Genomic DNA, 23631 nt, shown 5'->3' with positions numbered 1-23631 from the left:
CATCCCGCCTCCCCGCACCGATCGGACATGTCGTCACATCCAACCGGCCCAAGGACCATGAGCACCAACACGGCGAACCTACGCGGTCAAAGCACTAGTTGTCGCCTGTCTTCGGCGCGGCCAGGGCGGTCAGGGCCGCCCCCTCGATCGTGGTCGTCGGCTTGAAGAGCGGGTCGAGGCCGCCCGCCGTCAGGATCCGCAGATGCCACGGCCGTACGCACACCACGCCGAGGTGGCCGTCGCGCGCCCGGATTCTCCGGTACGCCCGGCACAGCAGGGTGAGGGCGGCGCAGTCGAAGAAGTCGACGGGCCGCAGGTCCACGATCACGCGGGCACCGGCCGGCTGTGTGGCGGCGTCGAGGTGCAGCTGCACGCCGGGCGCGGTGGCCAGGTCGACGGTGCCCTGGACCTCGACCACCGTGAACCCCTGCATCAGGTACGTACGGGCGTTGCAGCACCGGTCCGGCAGCAGGCCCGGCGGAAGCGGAACAGGCGCCGAGACGGATGGCCGAGCGGTGGTTCCCATGGCAGCTCCCGGTCCAGAACTGACCCCCGCGGGCGCGGAGGTACTCGGTTGTCGGGCAGTCACCGTGGTCCCGGGGTGACGCACTACCACCCTAGGAATATGGCCGCATGCAGAAACGTGCAGCCTTCGATTTGTTCACCCTGGGGGGTGAACGGAATTTGCGCCGCTCCCCGTTTGAACACCGCACACGGGGAGCGAAGCCGCTCCGACGCCCCTGCCTGCCGATCTGCGGGAGTCGAAACCCCTTCGGCGGATGGGCAGTTGGGGTCGTCGGCTCGGTCGGCCGGGCGCCCTCCTCAAGCGCCCGACCCCGAGGACGACCGTCAGTACGCCCCGAAGACGTTGTCGATCGAGCCGTACCTGTTGGCGGCGTAGTTGCACGCGGCGGTGATGTTGGCCACCGGGTCGTAGAGGTCCAGGGCCGTGCCGGGCACGTGGAAAGCGGCGAAGGTGGGCTGGATGACCTGGAGGAGTCCCTTGGAGGGCGTTCCGGCCACCGCGTTGGAGTCCCAGTTGTTGATCGCGAGGGGGTTGCCCGACGACTCGCGCATGATGTTGCGGTAGATGCCGTTGTAGCTGCCCGGGATGCCGTGCTGGGCCATGATGTCCAGCGACTGCTTGATCCAGCCGTCCAGGTTGTTGGCGTACTTCGGCGCACTGGCCGTGGTCGCGGTGGCCGCCGTGGTGAGGCTCGTCGTGCGGGCCGAGCGGTCGGCACGGTCGGCCGAGGCGGCCCGGGCGGGGGCTCCCACGGTGAGCTTGAGGCCGGGCTGGATCAGGGCCGGGTTGCCGCCGATGACGCTCTGGTTGTCCTGGTACAGCTGCTTCCAGCCGCCGCTCACGTTGAGGGCGTCGGCGATCTTGGCGAGCGAGTCGCCGGCGACGACGGCGTAGCTCGTGGGGGCCGCCTTCACCGCCGTGACCGGCTTGGCCACCACGGTGGCGGCCGAGTGGACCGACGCCGGCGCGGCGGCGGCCGTGGTCGCGCCGATCACCGGAATGGCGAGTACGGCGCCGCCCGTACCGGCGGCGGCGAGGCCCCGGGAGAACGAGCTGGACTTGGGGCGGCGGTGCTTGCCCTTTGCAGGCATGGTGAATTCCTCTCCTTCGCCTGCGAGGTGAGCTGTCGGGTTCGGACGGGAGATGTCCGGTCGCGGCGCACGCGACTTCACCCCAGCCGTTCCGGAATCCGGATCGGCGGCTTACCTGGGTCCCCCGCTCCTGCCATACGTGTGTGGGAGGGTCCGGACGGCGGCAGGATTCGGCGTTCCATCCGGATTGACGGTGAACTTAAGCGAATAGGACGAGTGGAAACAAGCTCAGAATTCAATGGGCGCGATCCGGGATATAGATCCACTTAAATCCACACCCGGCGGCCACCCCGCCCCAGGCCCTCAACTCGCTTTCCGGCCAACCGAAATGACCCTGCCGGTCCCGGGCGCCCATCGCCCCACACGTGACCCAATTCACTCGCTCACCGAGCAACCAAACAGGCCACCCGCAAAAGAGGCGAGCCTCACTCAATAGCGGCTAATTCGGACATTACAAAACCCGGAGTGGCGGCGCCCCAAAATGCCCCATATTGGACAATCGGGCCCTCTCTTGTGACCCATGCCACGCATACCGGCGACAGCACACGCCTCCCGTACGCCGCTGCCGTTTTAGATCATGCTCACAGGCCACCCTGCACGGTGGGACCCGGCGGCAGGCTCACCGCGCGCCGGGTGCCCGCCGGGGAGATCAGCGGGGCGAAGTCGACATCGCCCTCGGCCGGCAGCTCGCGGACCTGTGAGCCGGGCCGGTCGTCGCCGATGCAGTCGATCACGCCGACCTCCAGCCCCAGTGCCCGCGCCCCGAGGGCCATGTTCGCGCCGGTGTGCCCGGGCCACTCCTCGATCGGGCCGACCCGCACCGAGTCGGCGAGCGGGACCGGCAGGGCGGCGACGCGTACGACCGCGGACTGGCCGACCACCACCGGGAGTTCGCGCTCCGCTGCGACCTCGTGTTCTTCAGCGCGGCGGCCGCGGGCGACAACGCCCCCGCGCTGATACGGGAGATCCCGGCGCGGGTGTCGCGTACGTCAGCGGCTTCCTGTACGGCAGGCTCACCGGCCGGGACGTACGGGAATGCGGCCGCTTCGGCGCGCTGGCGGGCGCGCATGCCTGCACGGCTCCGGCGGCCACCGACCCCATCTCGCGGATAAGTCTGCTGGCGGCGGATCAGATCGCTTGAGATCATGCCGACGTTCGAGGCCGGGCATCCGGCGCCGAGCGCCCGGCGCCACCAACTGGCGCCCTGAACAAGCCCTTATTACGCCGTATCAAGTCCTGTCAGGAAGAAACATGAACGCCATCAGCGAATTCAAGAGCATTCCCCCGACCACGCTCGCCGACGTGCTGGGCCGCCAGCAGGTCATGGATATCGGCATTCGCCCTTTGTGGTCCCCGATGCCGCGCATCGCAGGTCCAGCATTCACCGTGCGGTGCCCCGCGGGCGACAATCTCATGCTGCACGCGGCCATCCACCGCGCGGAGCCGGGTTCGGTCATCGTCGTCGAATCGGGCGACCTGGACTACGCGCTCGCCGGCGGAAACGTGTGCGCCGTCGCCCAACGCCGGGGAATCGCTGCGTTCGTGGCCGACGGGGTCATTCGTGACCTCACCGAGGTCCGCGAGTTGGGCTTTCCGGTGTTCGCCCGGGGTGTCATTCCCATCCCCGGAACCAAGAAGGCCGTGGCCCCGCTCAACGAGCCGGTGCGCTGCGGCGGGGTGCTGGTGAACGCCGGCGACATCGTGGTGGCCGACGAGGAGGGCATCGTGGTCACCCCCCGCGCCCGCTGGGAGCAGACGCTCCTGGACGCACAGCGCAAGTTGGCCAAGGAGGCCGGTGAATCCCTCGACGCGTGGGAGCGGACGCACCGCGCCCGCATCGACAAGGCGTTGAGCGAGGGGGGCTTCGAGGGCTGAGCACCGCTGGCCGCGACGACGGACATTCCGCGACCCCTCCCTACTCGCGCCTCCCGCTCGCACCACAAGTACTCGCGCGCCCACGGGACTCCCAGCGAAAGGCATCGCCGCATGACCACCGCATCCGAGCACTACGACCGCCTGCTGGCAGCGCATTGCACCTGGATGCTCGGCTGAGACGTGACCGCCGCGGCCAAGGACCAAGTGCGCCTGCTGAACGACCTCGGCGTCCGCCCCGGCGCGGCAGGCACGCCCGCCGTCGACCTCGGCCGCGGGCCGGGACTCCAGAGCCTGGCCCTCGCCGAACTCGGCTACTCCCCGGTCCGGACGATGTGGCCGCGCTGCTGCGCGACGCGGCCCGGAGCCTCGCCCCGAGCGGCCGACTGGCGCTCAGCTACCGCGACTTGACCCGTCCGCTGAGCTACCCCAAGCTCCGCATCGGCCCGGCCTGGCTGATGGAGCGCTGCCGAGACGCGGGCCTGCACGCCGAGCACACCGGCGACGGGCCGCGCGGCCTGCACGTCCTCACCGCGACCAAGTCCTGACCCGCTCCTACTGACCCGCGCCTCCACGGGCGATCCCCACCTCGCGGACGAGTTCGAGGCCCAGGACGCGGTCCAGGTAGGCCATGGTCTCGAACTTGGCTCCCGGCGGTACGTCGTCCGCCGTCGCCAGATCGTGCAGGAGGCGCAGGGCGGCCGCGGTGTCGAGCCGGTTGTCCAGGGCGGTGCGGGCCGTGCTCTTGAGGTCGGCGGGGATCGGCTTCGAGGGCTGCTCGGCCCAGTCCGCCACGGCACGCCGCCAGCGGGCCATGGCGCGGCCCGCCTCGCCGACCTGCTCGGCCGTGATCGAGACCGGCTCCTCGTAGGGGTGGCTGAGCAGCAGCAGGCGTACGGCAAGGAAGTCGAGGCCCTCGAACGGGGGCAGCTGGGCTTCGCCGATCTGCAGGCAGGCGCTGCCCGCGCCTTCGTACGTCCCACTCGTGAGCTGGACGCCGGGCAGGCCGCCGAGCGCCTCCGCGATCTCCTCCGGTTCGCCCTCGGCGTCGGCCGGCCGGATGCCGGCGGCAGTGGCGGCCGCTTTGTCCTGCGGGCCGGTCCATCCGATGAGCACCGTCCTGCCGCGCATTTCGACGACGCGCGCCAGCACGTCCGCGATCAGCAGCACCCGCAGTCCGGTGCCGGCAGCACCGTCGGCGGGGGCATGGGCGCGGATGCGCAGCGGGCCCGGTCCGGCGAGTTCTTCCACGATTCGCAGCACGTGGCCGAGCCTAGGGGGTCGTGCCCGGCCTGGACAGCGGTCCGCGCCCGCGCGCATGAGGAACGCCGCGTCACGCGAGCAGCGGCCTCAGCGCCCCGCCCCGCAGCCGCGTCACGAGCGGGGCCCCGAAGCGGCGTGCGGACCAGGTCACCGCGAACGAGACCACCCCTCCGACCACGAACGCGACCAGCACGTCATGCGGATAGTGCGCGCCGACGTACACGCGCGAGGCACCCATCAGGAGTGCCACCAGCGCGGCGATCGCGCCCAGCTTTCGGTTGACCAGGAACAGGGCGACGGCCGCGGCCGCGGCGACCGTGGTGTGGTTGCTGGGGAACGCGTAGTCGTCCAGGGGCGGGCACTTCTCGATCAGGAAGTCGTGCGGCAGCGCGCGGCAGGGGCGGGGCTCCGTGAACACCGACTTGATCGCGTCATTGACCACGTACGCGAGTACGACCGCGATCGGCGCGGCGAGCGCCACCGCCATCACCGAGGCGTCCTTGCGCCGGGCGAACCACCAGCCGACCAGCATGAACACCGCGAACAGGGCGACGCCGTAACTGGTGAAGGCGGACACCGGCCCGTTCAGCCAGTGCGTGTGCCGGGCGAAGTCGGTGATGTCGCCGTACAGGCCGCCGTCGATGGACGCTCCGTCCAGGGCCTGCGGCGTGGGGGTGGAACTGGTCATGGGATGCGGTTCTCCGGTGGTTCGACGGGCAGTGCGCGCCCCGCGCCGAACGGGACGGGTTGGGGAGCAGAAGTCCGGGCAACTGCCTCGTGAGCGGAAAATGAACGTCTACAGACTCGTAGACGTTAAACCATCGGGATCGGTTGCTTGCCCGTGCCGTCCGCCCCGGCCGACCTCGAAGGCGGGCCTCAGGCCCACCATGCCTCGGCGATCGCCACGCCCACGAAGACCGCGCCGAGCCCGGCCACCACGCTGACGACGACGTTCGCCGCGGCGTAGAACCTCGCCCCGTCCTCGGCGAGCCGCAGCGTCTCGTACGAGAACGTCGAGTACGTGGTCAGCGCTCCGCAGAGCCCGGTGCCGACGAACAGCTGCACCTGTGAGGAGGCGGCGCCCGCGGTGACCGCGCCGGTGAGCAGGCCGAGGACCAGGCAGCCGACGACGTTGACGGTGAAGGTGCCCCAGGGGAAGACGCTGTCGTGCCTCTTCTGCACGGTCAGGTCGGTGAGGTACCTCAGGGGCGCGCCGATCGCCGCCCCCAGCACCACGAGCAGCCAGTTCACTTGGCGCGCTCCCGTCCGACGTATCGGATGACCTCGCAGTCGTCGAGCGTCACCAGGCCCTCGGCGACCAGCTCGTCCAGCTGCGGCAGGAAGTCCCGCACGCGCTCCTCGTCGTCCACGATGACGACGGCGACGGGCAGGTCCTCGCTCAGCGAGAGCAGCCGCTGGGTGTGAATGAGGGAGGAGGCACCGAAGCCCTCGATGCCCCGGAACACGCTGGCACCGGCGAGGCCGGCGACGTGCGCCCGGTGCACGATCTCGGCGTACACGGGCTTGTGGTGCCACAGGTCGCTCTCGCCGATGAAGATCGTGAGGCGCAGGGCCCGTGTGGTCGGTCCGGTCATCGCTGCCTCCACATCAGTGCGCGGCGGGTCAGCCACACCGCGCTCCACACCGTCGTGAGCGCCACGAGCAGCGTCAACGCCAGGTAGGCGAGGCCGGTGCGCGGCTGACCGGCGGCCACGAACTTCTGGATGTCGACGGCGTACGTCGAGAAGGTGGTGAAGCCTCCGAGTACGCCGGTCCCGAAGAAGGGGCGCACGAGCCGGTGCGCCGCCCACACATCGGTGATCACCACCATGAACACGCCGATCACGGCGCAGCCCACGCCATTGACCAGCAGCGTCGTCCAAGGGAACGAGCCGGGCCGGGTGGTCCACATCAGTGAGGCCCCGTAGCGGGCGCAGGCGCCGATCGCTCCGCCGAGTGCCACCACCGCGACGACCGGGCCGAGGCCGCGCGTGCCCGCGCGGCGCCGCGCGGGCACGGACAGGCCTACATCGGGATCGGTGCGCTCGGTGGCCGCCCCCGGCGGCTGGGCTCCCTTGGACATACGTCTCCTACCTGCAGGGCACCTGGACCCAGGCGCACGCGCTCGCAAGTAGGGACCGTTGGCGGCGCGGGTGCCGCGGTTCGGGTACGGCGGGCCCCACCGCCGCGCGGCGAGCACCAGGGGTCGCCGCTTCCCCAAGGCTAGCGCCCGGCCTCACCCGCTCGCCAACCGGTGCCGTACCGGCCGCGTGGTCAGTGGTGCGGTGGCGGCGGCAGGGTGCCGAGGCCGGGTGCCGCGTCCGGCCAGACCAGCAGGACCGGGCAGGGCGCGTGGTCCACGACGAACCGGGTGGCCGGGCCGAGGCTGCGCGGGCCGAGGTACGTGCGGTCGCCGTCGCGTGCGCAGACCAGGAGGTCGGCGCCGTCCGCGGCGCGTACGACCTGCTGCTCGGCGCGGCCGTGCAGTGTGAGGCGGCGGGCTGGGCGGCCCAGGCGCCGCTCGGCCGCGGTGAACAGGTCGTCGGCGGCGGCCCGGGAGAGGTCTTCGAGGCGGGTGCCGGGATCGCGTTCGGGACGGCCGCGGCCGAGGAGCCCGGCGAACGCGCTGTGCGCGGCCTCGGGCAACGCGTCGTCGGTGACGTGCAGGAGTACGAGGTCGGCGGTTTCGGCGCGCTCGCGCGCGGCGTCCACGCAAGCGGGCCAGGTGCCCTCGGTGATCCAGATGATGACGCTCATGGAATGCGCTCAGCCTCCGATCGTGTGCAGCGCCGCCCACAGCGCGGCGGTGGACGCGACCAGTGTGGCGGGAACGGTGAGGAGCCCGAGGCGGGTGAAGTGGCCGAGGGCGGGCGCGTCGTCGTGTTCGTGCAGGATGCGCCGCCACAGCAGGGTGGCGAGCGACCCGACGTAGGTGAGGTTGGGGCCGAGGTTGACCCCGATGAGGACGGCCAGGACCGGGCCAGGACCGCCCGCCGCCGCCACCGGGAGCAGGGCGAGCACGGCGGGCAGGTTGTTGATGAGGTTGGACAGCACCGCCGCGACGGCGACGACCGCGAGCAGGGCGGGCAGCGAGTCGCCGTCGGGCAATAGGTGGCCGATGGCGGAGCCGAGCCCGTTGTCGACGACGGCTTTGACGACGATGCCGAGGCCGAGCACGAACAGGCAGAACGGGATGCCCGCCGAGGCCACCAGCTTGTGCGCGGTGGTGCGCCGCTGGGACAGGGCCCGGGCGGCGAGGACGAGTGCGCCCGCGAGCGCCGCCCAAGCGGGGCTGAGGCCCGCGAACGAGGTCACGACGAACCCGCCGAGGGTGAGCCCGAGGACGACCAGGGTGAACACGGGCACCTCCGCGCTTGCCCGCTCCCGCGCCCCGCGTGCGGTGGCCGCGAGGTCGGTGCGGAAGAAGGCGCGGAAGATCGCGTACTCGACGGCGATGGCGGCCAGCCAGGGCAGTGCCATCAGTGCCGCGAACCTCGTGAAGGAGAGGCCGCTGGCGGCAAGGGCCAGCAGGTTGGTGAGGTTGGAGACGGGCAGCAGCAGGGAGGCCGAGTTCGCCAGGTGCGCGGTGGCGTACACGTGCGGTCGGGCCCGGACGCCGACCCGGGCCGCCGTCGCGAACACCACGGGGGTGAGCAGCACGACGGTCGCGTCCAGGCTGAGCACCGCGGTGATGACGGCGGCGACGGCGAAGACTCCGCCGAGCAGACGCTGGGGACTGGCCCCGCACACGCGGGCCACGGCGTCTCCGGCAGCCGTGAACAGGCCCTCGTCGTCGCAGAGTTGGGCCAGCACGAGCACTGCGGCCAGGAAGCCGACCACCGGCAGCAGGTCGCGGGTCTGCTGCCACGCCTCGGCGGGCGAGACCGCGCCGAGCGCTACCACGAGTCCGGCCGCGGGCAGTGCCGCCACCGCTTCCGGCCAGTTGCGGGGGCGTACGACGGCGAAGGCGAGCACGCCGAGCAGGAGGACGGCCGAGACGATCTCGGCGGTAACGGTACTCAGGTCGGCCTCCGGGCAGCGGGTGATCACGGCCGCGGGCCCCGTGCCACACCGCCGCAGGCGACCCTACGTGCTGGTCACCGCACCGCGTTCTCCGGCAGGGGCGGCATGTCCGCGCCGCGGGGCCGTCGTGTCACACGTGAGCCGCCCGTGTCAGGGAGCGAGCGGTGCCGCCTCCGGAGCGGTCACCGGTTCGTCCGCCACCCGGGCCGGGGAGCGCAAGGAGCGCAGGCAGCACCAGGCCGCGAGGGTGCCGGCCAGCACGGTGCCCACCGCCGCGAACGTCCACACTCCCTTGACGTTGGCAAGGCCGAGGCCGAGCGCGCCCATCACGTAGAGGCCGACGCCGCTCGCCAGGGAGTTGAACAGGCCGCCCGCGGACAGCATGGTGGCCCGGCCCCGTGCGGGCACCCGTTCGTTGAGCGCGGCTTTGAGGCCGGGCATGCAGAGCCCGCCCGCCATCACGAAGCCGATGTAGAGCGGGATGCCGACCCAACCGGAGCCGGTGACGGCCGCGCCCGCGAGGAAGACTCCGGCCGCCACGGCGCTCATCAGCACGATGCGCCAGCGCAGTTCGGGGCGGCCGCGCACGGTGCGGGCGACGACTTCGAGCACCGGGATCTGCAGCAGCTCGCCCGCGCAGCGCGCCGCGGCCATCGCCACCAGCGAGCCGCCGGTGAGCGCGTCGAAGTGAACGGTCCACTGCACGCCCGGCAGGGCCCGGAAGAGGTACAGCGCGGCGACGCCGAGCAGCAGCCCGGTGAGCAGCCGGTCGGTGCCGAGCGCCCGGCCGCAGCCGCGCAGCGCGTCGAGGGAAGCGGCGGTCAGCTCGCGGCGGACCGAGCCCTTGGGTGCTTCGGTGGGCGCCGGCGCGGGATCCTTGAGCAGGGTCATCGTGAAGAGGGCGCCCGTCAAACAGGCGGCGCCCGCGAGGAGTTGGGGCACGGCGAGACCGAGGAACTGGCCGACGACGGCGCCCGCCACGGTGCCGGTGACGATGCCGGTGTTCTCCGCCATGCGGCCGCGCGCGAACAGCACGTCGAGGTTCGCGGACGGGTCGTCGCGGTGCAGCTTGTCCACGGCCCAGGCGTCCAGGCTGCCGGAGGCGAACGGCGCGCCCACCGCGGCGAGCAGGGTTCCGGCGATGGCGACGCCCGGGCTCGCCGAGAAGAACAGCATCGAGTAGCCGACCGCCCGGATGACGAAGCCGAGCAGCAGCGAGGCGCGGCGGCCGATCGCGTCGGCGAACACTCCGGTGGGCACTTCGAGCAGCGCTTCGAGCAGCCATACGGTGCCGATGAGCGAGACGATCGTGGTACTGGTGAGGCCTCGTTCGGCGAGCAGCAGCACCGAGGTGACGGTCAGACACATGTCGCCGAAGAAGTCGAGGCCGCTCAGCAGGAGGTAGCGCCGGACCGTCTCGCGACGTGCCGCGTCCGACGGCGCGGGGGCGTCCTTCACTCGTCACCTTTTCCGGTGCGCAGGGCCGGCACGACGCCCATGTCGTACCGGTAGGGGCGGCCCGCCTCCTCGAAGGCCGTACGGATCCGGTCGCGCAGCGCGGCCGGGATCCCTTCGGGGTAGCGGCGGGAGAACGCCGACTCGTGCTGGAACACCAGGAAGAGGCCTTTCGCGCCGAAGGAGTACCGGGTGTGTGCCGCCGCGAAGCACTCGCCGAAGGCCACGGTGAACAGCCGCTCGCCGTCGAAGGGGAACCACCAGGCGGGGTCTTCGAGGTCGGCCATGCGGACCTCGCACGGCGGGTCGGACCGCTCGGCCAGCCAGTTCAGCGCGGTCAGGGAGGATTCCCGCAGGAGCGTGACGTCCGCTCCCAGTCGGCCCGGCAGTTCGAGGACGAATCCGTCGGCGTCGTCCTCGGCCACCTCGCGCAGCGCCCCGCGCAGCAGCGGCAGCGCCCGTTCGAGGTGGCCGGCGACGGACAGCGCCTCGTCCGCGGGGTCGGAGTACACCCAGTGCGTGACGCGGGCGAACGGGCAGTGTGTCTGGTCGATGACGGGCTGGAACGCCGTCCAGGGTGATCCGCCGCTCACCGCTCCCCCGCCTCCCGGGCCGCCCACTGTGCGGTGACGTCCGCCCGCAGCCGCTGCCAGCTCTCCGGCCGCTCCCACCAGTGGGCTCCGTGCGCCGCCTGAAGGGCGTCGACCGTGGCGTCCGCACGGGCGTGGCCCTGTGCGACCGTACGCCAGTAGTCGGCACGCCGCACCTCTTCGCGCAGGTGCCCGGGGTCGATCAACTCCCCGGTGATTTCCTTGAGTTCGCGCTCCAGGCGGTTGGGTTCGGTCTCCGCGCAGTGCAGGACCAGGGCCGCGAACGCGCGGGTGTAGTGGTCCTCGTAGCGGCAGTGCTCGCCGACCTGCCGGGCCCGCTCCGGCTCCAGGCCGAGCGCGGTCATCCAGTCGTCGCAGCGGCTCAGCCACTCGACGACCATCGCCACCCACTCCACGACGCTGCCGGGTGCCTGCCAGCGTGCGGCGAGCGGCAGGTCCGGCGGGCGCCAGGCGAGTTCCATCACGTGCCCGAGCTCGTGGTGGACGTACTGGGCGCACAGGGCGACCGGCCGGGTGGGCAGGGCGACCGCCGTCCAGTCGGGGATGCGGACCGGCAGCGTGGCAGACGGCTGGTCGCCGGTCCACACGAGGGAGATCCGGTGCTCCTCGGGCAGCGCGCCCACCTTCCTCAACTGGCGCACCGCGGCGCGTACCAGCAGCCGCGGCGAGAGCTCGAAGGCGAGGTGGTCGCCCCGCAGAAAGGCCCTGCGGTCCTCGCGGAAGGCGGTCACGGGGACGCCCGCGGCACGCGACCAGTCCTCGACGATGCCGGGCAGCGCGGCAGGGTCGGCCAGGCCCGGTGCCGCGCCCGGGGCGCGGTAGGGGGCTTCGCCGGTGCGTCTGGGAGCGCCTGCCACCGAGCGCAGCAGTCCGGCGAGTTCGCGCCGTCCGGCGTCCGCGTCGGGCAGTCCGAGGTCGACGGAGCGCAGCAGCTCGATGGCCCGCTCGACCGCCGCGTCGTCAGCCCGTTCCTCCGCGCTCGGGGCCGGGTCCTGGTGCGGCCCGGATGCCGGGGGAAGCAGGTCCGTCACCCGGCCGCCTCCCTGGTGAACGCGCCGACCCTGACCAGTCGGTCGAGGAGCGCGCCGCTCGGCTCGGCCGTCGGGACCCGCTCCTGTTCCACCAGCCAGGCGAGCGCCGAGGCCTCCGCGTCCCGCAGGATCAGGGTGCGCCCGGCACCGGTGCCGCCGCCCGGTACGAGCTGGGCGGTGGCGCGCGCCACCGGGCGGACCGTGTCGAGGACTTGCTCCCACGGCATCTGTGCCTTCTTCAGGGCGACACGCCGGGCGTAGTCGACCGTGTCGTACGGGCTCACCCGCAGCCTGGTCCCGACGGCCGGGCGCACTCCGATCCCCGAAGCTTCGACGGATGGCGTCAACTCGCCGTAATGCAGGTCGAGTTCGGCACGGGCGAGCTCCCACTGCCACCCGGGCCGCCCCTGATCCCAGCCCTTCTCCGTCAGATACGTGGCGAACGAGCGGGCGCTGGAGGCGAGGGGCGGGAAGGACTCGCCCGGCTCGCGCTCCCGCTCGCGCCAGGCCCGGCTCGCCAGGAACCGGGCGATGCCGTCGGTTCCTTCGGCAGCGAGGTAGAGGAACGAAGCGGTGGGCAGCCGAGCCGACAGGACCGAGGAGAGGGCCGCGAGGCGCCGGGCCCGCTCCAGGCGGAAGCCGATCGGGTTCCGCACCTCCTTGGGTACGTCGTCGGTGTTCTCCGTCTCGTAGAGGGCTTCCCACAGGCCGCGTACGGCTCGTTCGTACTCGGTACGCCCGCTCATCGCGCCGCCCCGTCCGCGCGCCAGATCTCCACTTCGGCGGCGAGGCGTCCGACCTTGGCGACCAGGTCCTCGCCGCGGATGCCCTCGGACTCGGCGACCATGGCGCGCAGTCCGCGCGCTTCGGGCAGGTGCCGGCGCGCCAGCTGCCACAGCTCCTCGCTGATGGGCGCCGCGTGCTGGTCGTCGGCGGTCGGCCCGTCCTCGGCGGTCAGGACGGTGACGCCGGAGAGGTGGCTCTCCACCACCCGGTCCCAGGCGTAGTCGGCCGGCATCAGGTCGTCGGTGCTGATGCCACTGACCGTCGAGGCGATCAGATGGTGTCCCACGTCGTAGACCATGACCGCGTCGGCGCGGACGACGATCTCCGACTGGAGCGTGAACGGGTTGGCGTCGCCGATGACGTACGCGTAACTGGAGTTCTCCACGGCCACCCGCACGCCGAGGAGTTCCTGCATCCGCTCGACGCGGGGGACGACGTAGTCGACGGCGTCGGCGATCCACGGCATGGGCACGAGTGCCTCGACGAGGGCTTCGCCGTCCTTGGTCCACATCGCGAGGTCGGTCGTGACCCACTCGACGCCCAACCGCCGTGCGGCGACGCCGAGTTGCTTGACCAGCGTCTCGTCGATGGGGTCCAGGCCGCACAGGTCGAGGTCCAGGGTGTGAAGCAGCGGGACCAGGTCGTACTGGTCGCAGAACCGCAGCGCCTCGTCGATGGTGGTCATGTCCCGGGCGTACGGGCCCACCATGAACGCCCGGTCCGCGCCCGTGAGTTGACCGGCGTAGGGGGCGAGGCGGTCGTGTTCGGTCGTCATGTCCCAGCTGAAGGCCACCAGGGGCGGCCCGCCGGGCGGCGCGGCCTCGGTCACGGTGCGCATGGGACCACCAGTTCCCGCCGCTCGGCCTGGGCGAGGACGGCCTCGTGGCCGCCAGGCCAGTCGGCCTCCTCGTCCCACAGGGGGCGCAGCGCCTCGCAGGTGGCGTCCCTCAGGTGGATCCTGCGCAGGCCCTTGCCGGCCCGCAGGGTGAGGGTCGCGAAGGGGCGGCCGCGGGGCCGGGTGTGCTGGACCGCGACGGGCCAGGGGCAGTCGGCGCAGGTCTCGCGCAGGCGTACGGCGTAGTCGGGCACGTCGTACCGGCAGTCGGCGGCCCAGGCTCCGTCCGGCAGGCGCAGGCCCCGGTCGAGGGCGGCGGAGGTGGGCTTGGCGGGCGTGCCCCACAGGAGGTCGAACTCGTAGCGCACGATGCGGGCGGCCCACGGCTCGGCGGCCGACAGCCAGGTCTCCTCCAGGAACGCGGCGAACGTGGTGACGGTGGAGGTGGCGTCGGGGAAGAGGGAGCCCTTGCGGGCCCGCCGCCCGTGCCAGTGCTCGCTGCCCAGATAGGCGTCGAGCCCGGTCGGCAGGTGCCCGCAGTAGAGGCGCGTCGTCGCGGGCAGGGCGCCGGTGAGGGTCTTGAGGACCCATGCCTTGCGGGTGGCCCGGTCGACGATCATCCCGGGGTCGTCCGCGCGGGCCGCGGGCTCCGGTCCGTAGAACTCGTGCCACAGGTCGTTGACCTGCGTCACGTAGGGGTGAGCTTCGGCGGTCACCGGCTCACCGCCTCGATGCAGTCGTCCATGCGCTCCAGCTTGGCGATCAGATCGTCCGCGCTCATGCCCTCGGACTCCCCGATGAGTGCCTGGAGTCGGGTCATCTTCGGCATCAGGATCTCGGTGGTCCGCCACACCGGTTCGTCGACGGGCCACTTGTGCTGGTCCTGGACGAGTGGGTAGGCGCCGAAGTCCCGCACGGTGATGCCCGAGATGTGCGCCTCGACGACACGCTCCCACGGGAAGTCGGCGTCCTCGGGCCGTTCGATCGGTTCGCCGCGCTGTTGGCGCAGGATGTAGAGGTGGCCGATGTCCATGCACAGGCCGCAGTCGGCGCGTTCGGCCACCGCGCTCATGAAGGTGAGGATGTCCAGGTCGCCGACGAGGACGGGGTAGGGCGGGTTCTCGCCGATCACCGGCATCTGGGCGATGTCCTGGATGTGTTTGACGCGGTCCCCCACCCAGTCGACGGCCTCCCGGGTGAGCGGCACCGGCACCATGTTCTCGATCAGCGTCTCGCCGTGCAGTACCCACATGGCGAAGTCGGTGGTGATCCAGGGCGAGCCGAGGGTCTTCGCGTACTCCGCGATCTGCCGCACCATGCCGGGGTCGACCGGGTCGATGCCGCACAGGTCGAGGTCGAGGGCGTGGAAGTAGATCGACAGGCCGTTGCTCTCGCTGAACTCGCGCAGGTCCTGCACGAGGTCGTCCTGGCCGCAGAGCGCGGCCGCGCTGAACGCCGTCACCGGCCGGGTGCTGCGCCGGGCAACCTCCGCGGCGAGGTCGCGCTCGGTCATCGAGTCGGTGCTCAGGCCGAGCACCGGCCGCCCGTCGGCGACCGGCACCGCGAGGGCCGACGACCGGGCGAGATGGGTGGGGGTTGCCATCAGGGGCCACTCCGTTCGGCGGTGTTGGGCGTGGTGAGGGAGGCGGCGGGCAGGAGGGCCGCGGCCCGGTCCACCGCACCGGCGCTGTCCGGCGTCAGCGCCTCGATGCGCTCCGCGGCCCGCAGCAGCAGGGCGGCCAGGGTCGGGGCGCCGGTCCCGGGGCGGGGCAGCAGGGCGGCGAAGTCGGCGGCGCCGTCGCCCCGGTGGCGTTCGCAGTCGTCGAGGAGCCGGTCGAAGTAGAGGTTCGGGGCGTGGCGGACGGCCACCACGTCCAGCTGGAGGTCGAGTTCGACCCGGCTCACCGGGTGTTCGGCGCGGTGTTTGGCGCGTGCCTGGAGCAGCGCCTCCGCCTCGGCGAGCACCTGGTCGACGGCCGGCTGGTAGGCGTCGCGGAACCAGACGAGCGCGGCGCGCACCCGGGCGGTGGCCGGGTCCTCGATGAGGGTCTCGATGGGCGGCAGTTCGGACATGCCGAACGTGGTGCCGCGCCGCTCCTGGTAGTAGTCGCGGATGGGCGTGCCCGCGTACAGCGCGAGGTGGGTGTAGAGGTGCTCGTGCGGTACGTAGTCGTAGAAGCCGCCCGCCTTGAGGAACCTCTGGTTGGCTCGCAGGTCGGTGAGGGTGGTCTCCGGGTCGATCATGATGAAGTCGAGGGAGACGCCGAGCCCGTGCCGCTCCAGGAGTTTCACCGCGGCCAGGTTGTCCGAGGGATCGACGCCTTTGGACAGGCGCTTGAGCACATCGGGGGACGCGCTCTCGATGCCGAGCTCGACGAAGCGGAGCCCGCATTCCTTGAGGTCCGGAATGAAGTCCTGATGTTTGATCAGCTGGTTGACCCGGGTGCCGAAGCTGAACGTGATCCGGGGGTCGTAGGCGTGCAGCGCCTGGACGATCCCTAGGGCACGTTTGGGGTAGACGTAGAAATTCGCGTCGCTGAAGTAGACGTGCTGGTGGTCGAGGCCTTCGGACGTCCTGAAGTGATCCAGTTCGGCGACGACGGATTCTCCCGAACGCATCCGGTATTTGCGTCCGATGGTGAGCACGCCGCAGAAGGAGCAGTTGTAGGGGCAGCTCCGGCTGGAGTTGACCGCGAGGGCCGGGACGACCATTCCGCGGTTCGAGTCGAAGTACGTCAGCGGCGGGTAGCCGGAGTCGGAGACGAAGGGGAAATCGGGGAAGGGAAGGGAATCCAGATCGTCGAGGAACGGCGAATCGATGTTGACCCTGATCTCGCCCGAAGGCGTACGGACGGTGGTTCCCGGAACGTCGAGCCGGCTCTCGTGCCGGTGCCTGACCAGGTCGAGCATCGGCTTCTCGCCCTCGCGGCGCACCACCGCGTCGACGTCGGGGCAGTCCCGCATGATCTCGGTGTGCACGGCCGTGGCATGGGGCCCGCCGAGGACCACCAGCGCCTCGGGGTTGCGCCGCTTCACCCAGGCCGCGTGTTCCAGGGTGGCGTCGAGCGACTCGTTGTAGACGGAGAACCCGACGGTCTCGAAGCGGTCGAGCCCGTGCTCGCCGGAGAGCGCGGCCGGGGACTGCGGGCTGTCGCCGAAGTCGAACCCGGCTGCGGGGAAGCCGTGATGGGCCAGGTAGGCGCCGATGTAGGCCAGGCCGATGGGCTTGGACTTGCGGCGGTCCGAGTACCCCACGGAGGGGTTCACCAGGGCGATCGTCGGCTGCTGCGCGGCGCCGCTCATCGGGCCTGCCAGCGCAGGACTCCACGCCGGAGCAGCTGCTCCAGGAAGCTTCTGGACGGTTCGGGGAGGGCGGCGAGGTCGTCCTCGCGCAGGGTTCCGACGGTGCTGCGCCAGAGCCGGGTCGCCGCGGGGTTGAGCCGCAGGCACTCGCCCGCCGGGCCGCCCCCTGCGATGTACACCTGGTCGCATTCGTCGAGTACGGGCAGCTCACTGAGCAGGATCATCGAACCCCTTCCCCCGAAAGCGGCGACGTGCTGAGGCAGGCCGCCGCCCCCGTATCGGCTTCCGCTCAGTTGTAGATACGGCCGAGCATCTTGGTGTAGCTGGCGTCGCCCATGCTCACGACATCCGCTCCGGGCTGCTCGACTTCTTCGAAGCCGGCCAGTTCGTCCTCACCGAGACAGTCGTCCACGGACGGCTGATTCGCCTTTTCCTCACGCATATGCCTGTACCTCCGTCGCTCGTTGATTCCCAACAAAACGGACCGGCTCGGCCGTGATCGTGTTTTGGCTGATCTTTTTTGGCTGCACCGGACCGAATCCATGTGCGATGGAACGGGTGCGCGACTTTCTGAGCGCCGACGAAATCTGCCGCGCCGAATGCGGCAGCCGCCCAGGGTGCGACGTTAAAGGCACCGCCCTACGGCAGTCAACGGCCAACTCGGCGGAATTCATGCGACGCTGAGCGCATGAAGGCATATTTCGATGACGATCCGAACAACCGGAATGATATTGATGCGCCGGACGAATCGACGGCATCGTCCGCGTCGGCGGCATCAGCCGGGGAGGAGGCCGCCGCGCAGGAACGCGCGTTCTGGGCGGCCCGTCGGCGGTCCGCCGAGCTCGACGACGACGAGGCAGGCCGTCGGGAGCGCCGCGAACTGGGCAGGCAGGCGCGCCGCATGCACCTTCAGGTCCGCGTGCAGCGCTACCGGCGCGGCGTCGACAGCGGCCCGGTGCCCGGCGACCTGAGTCTTCCGCCGCTGCCGGGCCGCGATCCCCACCTGGACGACGAAACGGGCCGGGACGACTGACATCGCGTCCTGGCCCGGCGGCATTTCGAACAACGCGGCCCCCACGAGCGCCAAGAAGCACACCGGGCGCCCGTCTCACCACCGGCGCGCTGTCGTGAGCCCGGCGGCAGCCCCCGCGCAACCGAAGCGCGGGGGCGGGATGTGGCGATCAGCAGCGCCCCGAGCCGCCGCCGTCCGTGCCGGCCGAGGCCACTCTCGGCTCGCTGTCCGCACTGCGCGTCCGGGGCAGCGGCAGCAGCTCGCCCGTGTCCGCGCGCAGTGCGGTCGCATTGCGCGCGGTGACCCGGCCCAGCGGAGCGGGGGTGAGGACGGACTGGCTCTGGACGTAGGCGACGAAGCTCTCGAAGTCACGGGTGTGGCGCACCGGTGAGCTGTGGTTGAGCAGCGCCGGGTAGTCGTCCGCGCCGATCAGCGTGTAGGCCGTGGTGGCGAGCCGGTACGTGGCGTGCAGGTCGAGCGGGGCGCCGTCGATGAGCACATCGGCCGGGGCGACCCGGTTGCCCGCCGATCCCGCGGCGTCGAACGTGTACCGCACGTTGTGGGACACGGCGAAGGGCGCGTATGTGAGCACGGCCCCCTTCAACTTCCACTGCTGTTCCAGCGTGTCGTGGATGACCTGACCGGTGACGGTGGCCGTCAGGATGGGGTTCCCGTAGCCCACCGCGTTGAACGCCTTGCGGTAGGAGACCGCTCCCTGAGTGGTCGCGTCGAGCGTGAGGTCGGTGTTGATGACGCTGGGCCCCAGGCGGGGGGCCAGCGCGATCAGGGCCAGGTCGGCCGGGACGTTGGAGTAGATGTTGCCCGTGTCGAAGGGGTCCAGGTTCTGGGCCCCGGCCCACAGCGCCCAGTCGGCCGCGAGGTTGCCCATCGTGCTCTCGCCCATGCTGTTCAGGGTGCGCGTGAACGTGGCCGTCTGGCGGCCGATGCGGGTCGCGCCCCGGTTGTCGGCGTAGCCGGTCCAGTAGTCGGCGGTTTCCTTGAGGTCCTGATCGGGCGTCACATCGTGGGTGTTGGGGTGGTTGGTCGAGGTCGTCAGTTCCCGTACGACCTTGCCCGTCACCGGGTCGAGGCGCAGGTTGATCTCGTTGATGAGCTGCGCGTGACAGCCCGCCTCGACGAACGGGCGCGGCCTGCCGGAGGGGTCGGGCACCATCATGTTGAACGCGCAGTGCCAGTGCCCGGTGACGATCGCGTCGATGTCGGGCGACGCGGCGAGCGCGAGATCGTAGGCGGGCCCCGTGGGTTCGGTTCCGCTGTTGAAATCGCTTCCGGCCACCGCCCCGTCGTGCATGCTGAGCACAATCGCGTTGACGCCCTGCGATTTGAGCAGCGCCGCATAGCGGTTCGCCGTCTGCAACTCGTCGAGCATGCGAAGCGCCGTCTGGAATCCCGTGGACGAGGTTTCGGTGCCGGTGACCGTGAGGTGAATGAACCCGATCGGAAGGCGCCGCCCGCCCGGACCCTGGACCCACTCCACATTCACCGGGGGAAGAACGGTCTTTCCGGAATTTCCCCAGAGCATGTTGGCGCAGTAGTAGCGGAAGTTCGCGCCGGGAAAGGTCCGTCCGGCGGAGTCGGGGAAACTGTTCGTCCAGCCCGCTCCCGTGTACGGTCTGCCGTGCTCCATGTGGTCGATCATGAATCCGGGCGTGCGGTCGAACTCGTGGTTTCCGGCCGTCGCGAAGTCGAGCCCCATTCGGTTGAGCGCCTCGATGGTCGGCTCGTCGGCCAGTGACTCGGCCGGGAACTCCCAGCCCGAGAACAGGTCCCCCGGCGCGAAGAACACCGAGTTGGTGTGTCCGGCACGCAGGTTCTCCAGGTGCGTGGCCAGGTAGGCGACGCCGCCCACGGTGAACTGCTGGCCGCCCGCGCCCGTGATGACCGCGTCGCTCGGCGGCGGGGCCTGCAGATAGCCGTGCAGGTCCGTGATGTTGAGCAGTTGTACGTCCACGTACTCGGCCGCGGTCGCGGCGTCGCGGGCGTGGCCGCTGGCCAGGGCCGGCGTGCCCGTCGCCGCCATCGTCACGAGTGATCCCGCCACAGTCATGAAGCTGCGTCGACCCACGCCCCACATATCGACTCCCTCATTCGAAAGCTACGCAGCCACGCCGGGAGTGGTGTTCCGGCTCCCCACCTGGCGGCCCGAAGAACTACGCGACACGAATCCTTTGATTGCGGGCACAAGAAATACAACACAACAGGATGGCCGAACCCATGACACGCCGCCGGAGAACGAGCGCCGACTCCGGGTGGCCAACAGGCACCACTCAACCGCACGAACCGCAAGGACAGCGAAAGACGCGCGAAACTCGGAGGATGCGTCACATGACCAGTTGCTGAACGGAAACGGGCGTGCCTCAACCCTGCTTGTGCACAAGCGTCATGAATGCGCGTCGGCGTTCCGAGGAATGCGGCGGCGCCCCGAAGTTCCTTCGCGGGACGGTACTCGGGGGCGCCCCGGGCTAACCGGCTTTTACCTCTCCGCATAGAAGGCCGCCCCTTCCCCGTTCCTCGCCGCACGCCCGCGCGGGGGCGGTGCGGGGGATGCACCCGGTGTAATTGTCCCCCGCTGCCGTGCCTCCAAATCAGGCTCGGGAGCAGGGAGTTGGAGGATCGGAGGAGGGTGTCGGCGCCGGTCGCGGGTCAGCGCTGCGCGAGCAGGGCGTACAGGAGCGGGATGCGCGGGGCGGTGTCGGGCAGCCGCCACCAGCCCTGCGGGGTCGCCACCATCCGGGGCCATCGGGGCCAGGGCAGTTCGTCGCTCTCGCGCAGCCCGGTGATCCTGAGGCCGGCGCCGAGGACGGCGTTGATCACCTCGTCGAGCCCGTGCATCCACTCGAAGCACTCGGTCGCACCCTGCACGGCCGGACCGTCGGCGTAGGTGTACGTGGCGTCGCGGCGGACGGGGCCCCGACCGCCCAAGTAGTCGTGGCGCAGCAGCAGTTCGGCGCCTTCGTCCGGGCCGGGCGAGGGGCCGAGGGAGTTGAACAGCGGGTGGAACTCGGAGAGGTAGAGCCGCCCGCCCGGGCGCAGCAGGGCGGCGACCGTCTCGGCCCAGCGGGGCAGGTCCGGGAGGTAGCACAGGGCGCCCTTGCCGGTGTAAATGACGTCGAATTGGCGCCCGTCCAGTGCTCGGGCCGCGTCATAGACGTTGGCCTGGACGTACTCCACGTCCAGGCCGGACTCGGCGGCCAGCGTCCGGGCCGCGGACACCGACGCGCCGGAGAGATCGAGCCCGACGGTGCGGGCTCCGCGCGCGGCGAACGCCACCGTTTCCGTACCCAGATGGCATTGGAGGTGCAGGACGTCGCGGCCCGCCAGGTCGCCGAGGTCCTGCCATTCGTACGCCCCGAACCACCGCTCGGGATCGGCCGTCTTGTCGGCCAAGCCGTAGAATCGGCTGGCGAGATGGACCGGGGTGCGGGCATCCCAGTTCGCTTCGTTGGACGACATCATCCGCCGTACTGCCGGGTCGAAGCCGTCGGTCGGGTCGGTCAACAGGTCTCCCCTCACGGACACCATTGCGCCACGAGACTACCCAGCACGCCTCAAGGGTAAGTGCCTGACAGCCTGTCAGGTCAAGGCCGTCGGGGTCTCGCGCACGACCCCGGCGATGACCGTGGTCACCGTTCTGCGGACGGCCTCGGTCTTTGGCGGGCCGCCCTCCTGCCCGGCGAACAGCAGGTGTCCGGCGCCGATCAGCGTGGGGGCGAGGGCGTCGATGTCGGCGTCCGCCGCGACGCGGCCCAGGTCGCGCTCCGCACCGAGGTACTCAGCGATCATGGCGGTGGCCTCCGCCAGGAGCGGCACGCCGCGCGGCGTGCTCCGGCGCAGCCGGCCGCGCAGGGCGTCCCGGGAGACGACGAGGCCGACGATCGCCGTCGCCACCGGCCCGAACAGATCCGTCAGCGCGTCGGTGAGGTGGTCCGCGACGGTGCCGGTTCCGGCCGAGTCGCGCAGGGCCGCGGCCTGGGCGTCGATCCGGCCGATGCGGTCGAGGACGAACTCGGCGAGGAAGGCGTCGAAGCCCTCGAAGTGCCGGTGCAGGACGCCCTTGGCGCAGCCCGCCTCCAGGGCGACGGCCCGGCTGGTCAGCGCGCCGGCGCCGTCCCGGAGCAGGATCCGCTCGGCGGCGCCGAACAACTGCTCGCGCGGGTCGCGCAGGGCCACACCGGTCGGCATCGCGGATCCTCTCGGGTCAAGCCCTCCCCATTGACGAGTGGGTGCGTGCCCACAATGGTGGGCGCATGCCCACTCTGCCGCCGGAGCAGCCCCTCCCTGCCGGAAACGAGCCTCATCGGGCCCGCCGCATGGCCGAGTCGTTCGGCTCGGACGCCGAACGCTACGACCGCGCCCGTCCCCGCTACCCCGACGCCCTGGTGCGCCGGATCGTCGCCGCCGCCCCCGGTCCCGCTGTCCTGGACGTCGGCTGCGGCACCGGAATCGCCGCCCGGCAGTTGCAGGCGATGGGGTGCCACGTGCTCGGGGTCGAGCCCGACGCGCGGATGGCCGATGTGGCCCGGCGGTTCGGGGTCGAGGTCGACGTGGCGACCGTCGAGGCGTGGGAGCCGGCCGGACGGACCTTCGACGCGGTCACCGCCGGGCAGGCCTGGCACTGGATCGACCCGGTCGCGGGGGCGGCCAAGGCCGCACGGGCGCTGCGGCCCGGTGGCCTGCTCGCGGCGTTCTGGAACGCGTTCCAGCTGCCGCCCGAGGTGGCGGAAGCCTTGGCCACCGGCTACCGGCGGGTGGCGCCCCACTCCGCGTTCGACCTCCAGGGCATGGCGCGGCCCACCTTCGACGCCTACGCGGCGGTGCTCGCCAAGTCCGCCGACGGGATCCGGAAGGCGCGGGGATTCGACGAGCCGGAGCAGTGGCGCTTCCCATGGGAGCGGACCTACACCCGCGACGCGTGGCTGGACCAGCTGCCCACCCTGGGCATCCTCACCGGCCTCGCCGCCGACCAGCTGGCCGAGGTGCTGCGGGAGGCGGGGGCCGCCGTCGACGCGCTGGGCGGCGGCTTCACGATGCGCTACGCGACGATGGCGGTCACCGCGACCCGAACGGGCGCCGCCTGAGCGGCAGTTGAGGCGCCCTGGCGTAGTTGTGCGCGCGTCAAGCCTTGCCGGACCGCGCGACGCGGAACCCCACGTCGTCGATCCGGAACGTCGGGTGGCTGCGGCGCCGCACGGACGCGCGGCAGCTCCAGGGCTCGTCGAACCATCCACCGCCGCGCAGCACCCGGTAGGTCTTGTAGACCTCGGCGTCGTAGACGTCCCAGCACCACTCCCACACATTGCCCAGCATGTCGTGGAGGCCCCACGCGTTGGGCCGCTTGCCGCCCACCTCGTGGATCCGCTCGCCCGAGTTGGCCCGGTGCCAGGCGATCTCGTCCAGCGGCCCGTACCGCGCCCCGGTCGTTCCGGCCCGGCAGGCGTGCTCCCACTCGGCCTCGGTCGGGAGCCGGTAGCCGTCGGCGGACGCGTCCCATGCGACGCTCTCGCTGTCGACGTGGCGATACGAGGGCGTCAACCCCTCCTGCCGGGAACGGGAGTTGCAGTAGAGGACGGCGTCCAACCAGGAGACACCCTCGACGGGCCCTCGCTCGCCCCGCGCGGTGCTGGGCCACTCCCCGACGACCTGCGCGTACCCCGCCTGGGTCACGGGGTGCCCGCCGAGGCGGAACGGCGCGACGTCGACCTGCCAACTGCGCTGCGTACGCCGGTCCGACACCGTCACCCGCCCCGCCGGAACGGCGATCATTTCTTCCCCGCCCACCGCGTTCCCGTCCATGATCAAGTG

Annotated in this window: 30 protein-coding genes and 1 riboswitch; of the genes, 6 read left to right on the top strand and 24 right to left on the bottom strand. The window is 71.3% G+C overall.

What is annotated here, in order from left to right:
- Positions 1-94 precede the first annotated feature (94 nt).
- From ADK54_RS08660 to ADK54_RS08650, 3 genes are all read right to left on the bottom strand, one after another.
- Complete coding sequence (locus ADK54_RS08660; protein ID WP_053724949.1) at positions 95-526, bottom strand: anti-sigma factor antagonist; 432 nt, start codon at positions 524-526, stop codon at positions 95-97.
- A 323-nt stretch (positions 527-849) separates the two neighbouring features.
- Positions 850-1617: a transglycosylase SLT domain-containing protein gene (locus ADK54_RS08655; protein ID WP_053724948.1), complete on the bottom strand. Its 768-nt coding sequence runs from the start codon at positions 1615-1617 to the stop codon at positions 850-852.
- A 4-nt stretch (positions 1618-1621) separates the two neighbouring features.
- Positions 1622-1803, bottom strand: a riboswitch (cyclic di-AMP (ydaO/yuaA leader).
- A 395-nt stretch (positions 1804-2198) separates the two neighbouring features.
- Positions 2199-2501: a hypothetical protein gene (locus ADK54_RS08650; RefSeq protein WP_053724947.1), complete on the bottom strand. Its 303-nt coding sequence runs from the start codon at positions 2499-2501 to the stop codon at positions 2199-2201.
- A gap of 17 nt (positions 2502-2518) precedes the next feature.
- On the opposite strand from ADK54_RS08650, the gene ADK54_RS47355 reads away from it, so the two are divergent.
- The 4 genes from ADK54_RS47355 to ADK54_RS47345 all read left to right on the top strand — a co-directional run bounded on the left by ADK54_RS47355 (position 2519) and on the right by ADK54_RS47345 (position 4037).
- Positions 2519-2758: a PfkB family carbohydrate kinase gene (locus ADK54_RS47355; RefSeq protein ID WP_420717277.1), complete on the top strand. Its 240-nt coding sequence runs from the start codon at positions 2519-2521 to the stop codon at positions 2756-2758.
- Positions 2759-2868: 110 nt separating this feature from the next.
- A complete protein-coding gene (locus tag ADK54_RS08645; RefSeq protein WP_053724946.1) occupies positions 2869-3492 on the top strand; it encodes an RraA family protein in 624 nt (207 codons plus the stop codon).
- A 180-nt stretch (positions 3493-3672) separates the two neighbouring features.
- Positions 3673-3900, top strand: coding sequence for a hypothetical protein (locus ADK54_RS47350; RefSeq protein WP_234391969.1), 228 nt, complete (start codon positions 3673-3675; stop codon positions 3898-3900).
- Positions 3897-4037, top strand: a complete 141-nt coding sequence (locus ADK54_RS47345; protein WP_234391968.1) for a hypothetical protein — start codon at positions 3897-3899, stop codon at positions 4035-4037. Before ADK54_RS47350 ends, ADK54_RS47345 begins: the two co-directional genes overlap by 4 nt.
- 7 nt (positions 4038-4044) lie before the next feature.
- Here the strand turns inward: ADK54_RS47345 and ADK54_RS08635 are convergent, their stop codons facing one another.
- The 17 genes from ADK54_RS08635 to ADK54_RS45760 all read right to left on the bottom strand — a co-directional run bounded on the left by ADK54_RS08635 (position 4045) and on the right by ADK54_RS45760 (position 17238).
- Positions 4045-4752, bottom strand: a complete 708-nt coding sequence (locus ADK54_RS08635) for a hypothetical protein (protein ID WP_053724944.1) — start codon at positions 4750-4752, stop codon at positions 4045-4047.
- A gap of 70 nt (positions 4753-4822) precedes the next feature.
- Positions 4823-5440 carry a phosphatase PAP2 family protein gene (locus tag ADK54_RS08630; protein WP_053724943.1) on the bottom strand — a complete coding sequence of 206 codons (618 nt, stop codon included), beginning with the start codon at positions 5438-5440 and terminating at the stop codon, positions 4823-4825.
- 188 nt (positions 5441-5628) lie between these two features.
- Positions 5629-6003, bottom strand: coding sequence for a fluoride efflux transporter CrcB (gene crcB / locus ADK54_RS08625; protein ID WP_053724942.1), 375 nt, complete (start codon positions 6001-6003; stop codon positions 5629-5631).
- On the bottom strand, positions 6000-6347 hold the full coding sequence (locus ADK54_RS08620) for a DUF190 domain-containing protein (RefSeq protein ID WP_053724941.1): 348 nt from the start codon (positions 6345-6347) through the stop codon (positions 6000-6002). Before ADK54_RS08620 ends, crcB (ADK54_RS08625) begins: the two co-directional genes overlap by 4 nt.
- Positions 6344-6835, bottom strand: coding sequence for a fluoride efflux transporter CrcB (gene crcB, locus ADK54_RS08615; RefSeq protein ID WP_053724940.1), 492 nt, complete (start codon positions 6833-6835; stop codon positions 6344-6346). Before crcB (ADK54_RS08615) ends, ADK54_RS08620 begins: the two co-directional genes overlap by 4 nt.
- A gap of 191 nt (positions 6836-7026) precedes the next feature.
- A complete protein-coding gene (locus tag ADK54_RS08610; protein WP_053724939.1) occupies positions 7027-7509 on the bottom strand; it encodes a universal stress protein in 483 nt (160 codons plus the stop codon).
- Positions 7510-7518: 9 nt separating this feature from the next.
- Positions 7519-8775: an SLC13 family permease gene (locus ADK54_RS08605; protein ID WP_053724964.1), complete on the bottom strand. Its 1257-nt coding sequence runs from the start codon at positions 8773-8775 to the stop codon at positions 7519-7521.
- Between the two features lie 150 nt (positions 8776-8925).
- Positions 8926-10233 carry an MFS transporter gene (locus ADK54_RS08600; protein ID WP_053724938.1) on the bottom strand — a complete coding sequence of 436 codons (1308 nt, stop codon included), beginning with the start codon at positions 10231-10233 and terminating at the stop codon, positions 8926-8928.
- Positions 10230-10823 (bottom strand): YqcI/YcgG family protein, encoded by a 594-nt coding sequence (locus tag ADK54_RS08595; RefSeq protein WP_159047671.1) that lies wholly within the window; start codon positions 10821-10823, stop codon positions 10230-10232. Before ADK54_RS08595 ends, ADK54_RS08600 begins: the two co-directional genes overlap by 4 nt.
- Positions 10820-11872, bottom strand: coding sequence for a hypothetical protein (locus tag ADK54_RS08590; RefSeq protein ID WP_053724936.1), 1053 nt, complete (start codon positions 11870-11872; stop codon positions 10820-10822). Before ADK54_RS08590 ends, ADK54_RS08595 begins: the two co-directional genes overlap by 4 nt.
- The gene (locus ADK54_RS08585; protein ID WP_053724935.1) at positions 11869-12618 is read right to left on the bottom strand and encodes a hypothetical protein; all 750 of its coding nucleotides are present in this window, start codon (positions 12616-12618) and stop codon (positions 11869-11871) included. The genes ADK54_RS08590 and ADK54_RS08585 overlap by 4 nt, the downstream gene beginning before the upstream one ends.
- The gene (locus tag ADK54_RS08580) at positions 12615-13496 is read right to left on the bottom strand and encodes a DUF692 family multinuclear iron-containing protein (protein ID WP_053724934.1); all 882 of its coding nucleotides are present in this window, start codon (positions 13494-13496) and stop codon (positions 12615-12617) included. The genes ADK54_RS08585 and ADK54_RS08580 overlap by 4 nt, the downstream gene beginning before the upstream one ends.
- Positions 13484-14209 (bottom strand): hypothetical protein, encoded by a 726-nt coding sequence (locus ADK54_RS08575; RefSeq protein ID WP_053724933.1) that lies wholly within the window; start codon positions 14207-14209, stop codon positions 13484-13486. Before ADK54_RS08575 ends, ADK54_RS08580 begins: the two co-directional genes overlap by 13 nt.
- Positions 14206-15096 carry a DUF692 family multinuclear iron-containing protein gene (locus ADK54_RS08570; RefSeq protein ID WP_053724932.1) on the bottom strand — a complete coding sequence of 297 codons (891 nt, stop codon included), beginning with the start codon at positions 15094-15096 and terminating at the stop codon, positions 14206-14208. The genes ADK54_RS08575 and ADK54_RS08570 overlap by 4 nt, the downstream gene beginning before the upstream one ends.
- Entirely contained in the window at positions 15096-16796 is a 1701-nt protein-coding gene (locus ADK54_RS08565) for a B12-binding domain-containing radical SAM protein (protein WP_053724931.1), read from the bottom strand. Before ADK54_RS08565 ends, ADK54_RS08570 begins: the two co-directional genes overlap by 1 nt.
- Positions 16793-17020 (bottom strand): hypothetical protein, encoded by a 228-nt coding sequence (locus tag ADK54_RS45765; protein WP_053724930.1) that lies wholly within the window; start codon positions 17018-17020, stop codon positions 16793-16795. The genes ADK54_RS08565 and ADK54_RS45765 overlap by 4 nt, the downstream gene beginning before the upstream one ends.
- Before the next feature lie 65 nt (positions 17021-17085).
- A complete protein-coding gene (locus ADK54_RS45760) occupies positions 17086-17238 on the bottom strand; it encodes a hypothetical protein (RefSeq protein ID WP_159047670.1) in 153 nt (50 codons plus the stop codon).
- Positions 17239-17484: 246 nt separating this feature from the next.
- Here ADK54_RS45760 and ADK54_RS45755 point away from each other — a divergent pair, with 246 nt between their 5' ends.
- Positions 17485-17829, top strand: a complete 345-nt coding sequence (locus ADK54_RS45755; protein WP_159047669.1) for a hypothetical protein — start codon at positions 17485-17487, stop codon at positions 17827-17829.
- A gap of 148 nt (positions 17830-17977) precedes the next feature.
- Here the strand turns inward: ADK54_RS45755 and ADK54_RS08550 are convergent, their stop codons facing one another.
- The 3 genes from ADK54_RS08550 to ADK54_RS08540 form a co-directional block, all read right to left on the bottom strand.
- Positions 17978-19876 (bottom strand): bifunctional metallophosphatase/5'-nucleotidase, encoded by a 1899-nt coding sequence (locus ADK54_RS08550; protein WP_420717276.1) that lies wholly within the window; start codon positions 19874-19876, stop codon positions 17978-17980.
- Between the two features lie 596 nt (positions 19877-20472).
- The gene (locus ADK54_RS08545) at positions 20473-21285 is read right to left on the bottom strand and encodes a class I SAM-dependent methyltransferase (protein WP_053724963.1); all 813 of its coding nucleotides are present in this window, start codon (positions 21283-21285) and stop codon (positions 20473-20475) included.
- Positions 21286-21402: 117 nt separating this feature from the next.
- On the bottom strand, positions 21403-22011 hold the full coding sequence (locus ADK54_RS08540; RefSeq protein WP_053724928.1) for a TetR/AcrR family transcriptional regulator: 609 nt from the start codon (positions 22009-22011) through the stop codon (positions 21403-21405).
- A 65-nt stretch (positions 22012-22076) separates the two neighbouring features.
- Between ADK54_RS08540 and ADK54_RS08535 the strand changes: the two genes are divergently transcribed.
- On the top strand, positions 22077-22907 hold the full coding sequence (locus ADK54_RS08535; protein WP_078966217.1) for a class I SAM-dependent methyltransferase: 831 nt from the start codon (positions 22077-22079) through the stop codon (positions 22905-22907).
- Between the two features lie 37 nt (positions 22908-22944).
- On the opposite strand, the gene ADK54_RS08530 is transcribed toward ADK54_RS08535, so the two are convergent.
- Positions 22945-23622 carry a formylglycine-generating enzyme family protein gene (locus tag ADK54_RS08530; RefSeq protein WP_053724926.1) on the bottom strand — a complete coding sequence of 226 codons (678 nt, stop codon included), beginning with the start codon at positions 23620-23622 and terminating at the stop codon, positions 22945-22947.
- Positions 23623-23631 lie beyond the last annotated feature (9 nt).

Origin of the sequence: Streptomyces sp. WM6378 (assembly GCF_001279695.1) — a bacterium.
In the GTDB taxonomy this organism is placed as follows: Bacteria; Actinomycetota; Actinomycetes; order Streptomycetales; family Streptomycetaceae; genus Streptomyces.
Note: the sequence above shows the minus strand (reverse complement) of the source record. Positions and strands in the feature narration are given on the sequence as shown.

Excerpts from the sequence above, each read along its gene's own strand:
- ADK54_RS08660 (WP_053724949.1), bottom strand. The coding sequence starts at position 526 with ATGGGAACCACCGCTCGGCCATCCGTCTCGGCGCCTGTTCCGCTTCCG.
- ADK54_RS45765 (WP_053724930.1), bottom strand. The coding sequence starts at position 17,020 with ATGATCCTGCTCAGTGAGCTGCCCGTACTCGACGAATGCGACCAGGTG.
- ADK54_RS08565 (WP_053724931.1), bottom strand. The coding sequence starts at position 16,796 with ATGAGCGGCGCCGCGCAGCAGCCGACGATCGCCCTGGTGAACCCCTCC.
- crcB (WP_053724940.1), bottom strand. The coding sequence starts at position 6,835 with ATGTCCAAGGGAGCCCAGCCGCCGGGGGCGGCCACCGAGCGCACCGAT.
- ADK54_RS45760 (WP_159047670.1), bottom strand. The coding sequence starts at position 17,238 with ATGCGTGAGGAAAAGGCGAATCAGCCGTCCGTGGACGACTGTCTCGGT.
- ADK54_RS08550 (WP_420717276.1), bottom strand. The coding sequence starts at position 19,876 with ATGACTGTGGCGGGATCACTCGTGACGATGGCGGCGACGGGCACGCCG.
- ADK54_RS45755 (WP_159047669.1), top strand. The coding sequence starts at position 17,485 with ATGAAGGCATATTTCGATGACGATCCGAACAACCGGAATGATATTGAT.
- ADK54_RS08585 (WP_053724935.1), bottom strand. The coding sequence starts at position 12,618 with ATGAGCGGGCGTACCGAGTACGAACGAGCCGTACGCGGCCTGTGGGAA.
- ADK54_RS08620 (WP_053724941.1), bottom strand. The coding sequence starts at position 6,347 with ATGACCGGACCGACCACACGGGCCCTGCGCCTCACGATCTTCATCGGC.
- ADK54_RS08580 (WP_053724934.1), bottom strand. The coding sequence starts at position 13,496 with ATGCGCACCGTGACCGAGGCCGCGCCGCCCGGCGGGCCGCCCCTGGTG.
- ADK54_RS08535 (WP_078966217.1), top strand. The coding sequence starts at position 22,077 with ATGCCCACTCTGCCGCCGGAGCAGCCCCTCCCTGCCGGAAACGAGCCT.
- ADK54_RS08545 (WP_053724963.1), bottom strand. The coding sequence starts at position 21,285 with ATGATGTCGTCCAACGAAGCGAACTGGGATGCCCGCACCCCGGTCCAT.
- ADK54_RS08610 (WP_053724939.1), bottom strand. The coding sequence starts at position 7,509 with ATGAGCGTCATCATCTGGATCACCGAGGGCACCTGGCCCGCTTGCGTG.
- ADK54_RS08645 (WP_053724946.1), top strand. The coding sequence starts at position 2,869 with ATGAACGCCATCAGCGAATTCAAGAGCATTCCCCCGACCACGCTCGCC.
- ADK54_RS08570 (WP_053724932.1), bottom strand. The coding sequence starts at position 15,096 with ATGGCAACCCCCACCCATCTCGCCCGGTCGTCGGCCCTCGCGGTGCCG.
- ADK54_RS08630 (WP_053724943.1), bottom strand. The coding sequence starts at position 5,440 with ATGACCAGTTCCACCCCCACGCCGCAGGCCCTGGACGGAGCGTCCATC.
- ADK54_RS08540 (WP_053724928.1), bottom strand. The coding sequence starts at position 22,011 with ATGCCGACCGGTGTGGCCCTGCGCGACCCGCGCGAGCAGTTGTTCGGC.
- ADK54_RS08530 (WP_053724926.1), bottom strand. The coding sequence starts at position 23,622 with ATGGACGGGAACGCGGTGGGCGGGGAAGAAATGATCGCCGTTCCGGCG.
- ADK54_RS08655 (WP_053724948.1), bottom strand. The coding sequence starts at position 1,617 with ATGCCTGCAAAGGGCAAGCACCGCCGCCCCAAGTCCAGCTCGTTCTCC.